The organism is Marivita cryptomonadis, assembly GCF_002115725.1.
Classification (GTDB): Bacteria; Pseudomonadota; Alphaproteobacteria; order Rhodobacterales; family Rhodobacteraceae; genus Marivita; species Marivita cryptomonadis.
In genome coordinates, this window is sequence record NZ_JFKD01000090.1 from 1 (window position 1) to 928 (window position 928).

A 928-nucleotide genomic window follows, 5' to 3' on the forward strand; every position below is an offset into this window, starting at 1 on the left:
AGTGTGGAGGCCACACCAGATTTCAACCCACGCGATGTGCTTCAACTGGCCGCTAGCCTTGATCAAGGCAGCGAACATCCTTTGGCACACGCCATCGTCGATCACGCCCGAACTGAAAATATTGCGCTCACCAAGCCTGAATCGTTTGAGTCCGGCTCAGGGATTGGGGTGAGTGGTCTCGTTGATGGCAAGAAAGTACAGCTGGGCAACACTGCACTGATGGAAGCTGCCGGCGTGAGCACAAAGGTCTTACAAGAACGTGCAGAGTTGTTGCGCCTTGAAGGCATCAGCATCATCTATCTAGCAGTTGACGGGGTCTTGGCAGGATTACTAGCGGTCTCAGACCCGATAAAACCGACCTCTAAAGAAGCAGTCACCAAGCTTAAGGCTGATAACGTAAAAATCATCATGGCCACGGGAGACGGGCTCACCACCGCACGTGCTGTCGCCAAGGAGATGGGTATTGAAGAGGTTCATGGTGAAGTGAAACCTCAGGACAAGGAGCGCCTGGTGGCGGACCTCCAGCAATCCGGTCGAAAGGTTGCCATGGCCGGCGACGGTATCAACGACGCACCGGCCTTGGCGCGAGCAGATGTGGGCATTGCCATGGGTACAGGGACTGACGTCGCGATGAATAGCGCGCAGCTCACGCTGGTAAAAGGCGACCTGATGGGGATTTTACGGGCACGGGCACTTTCGGTTGCAACGGTAAAAAACATGCGGCAAAACTTGGGGTTCGCCTTCCTTTACAACTCAATGGGTATTCCCCTCGCCGCAGGCCTGCTCTATCCACTGACGGGGCACCTTCTGTCTCCAATGATTGCTGCGTTAGCCATGAGCGTCAGTTCTGCGTCTGTAGTTTTCAATGCATTGAGACTGAGGAATACCCGAATTGACTGAGCTTCAATTGCGAAATTGCAGCGCAATT

The 928-nt window shown here is 54.1% G+C and carries 1 protein-coding gene; it reads left to right on the plus strand.

From position 1 onward, the window contains the following. Nucleotides 1-900 (plus strand): HAD-IC family P-type ATPase (locus MCRY_RS22420; protein WP_139834173.1); only part of this gene is annotated, 900 nt, incomplete at its 5' end. Nucleotides 901-928 lie beyond the last annotated feature (28 nt).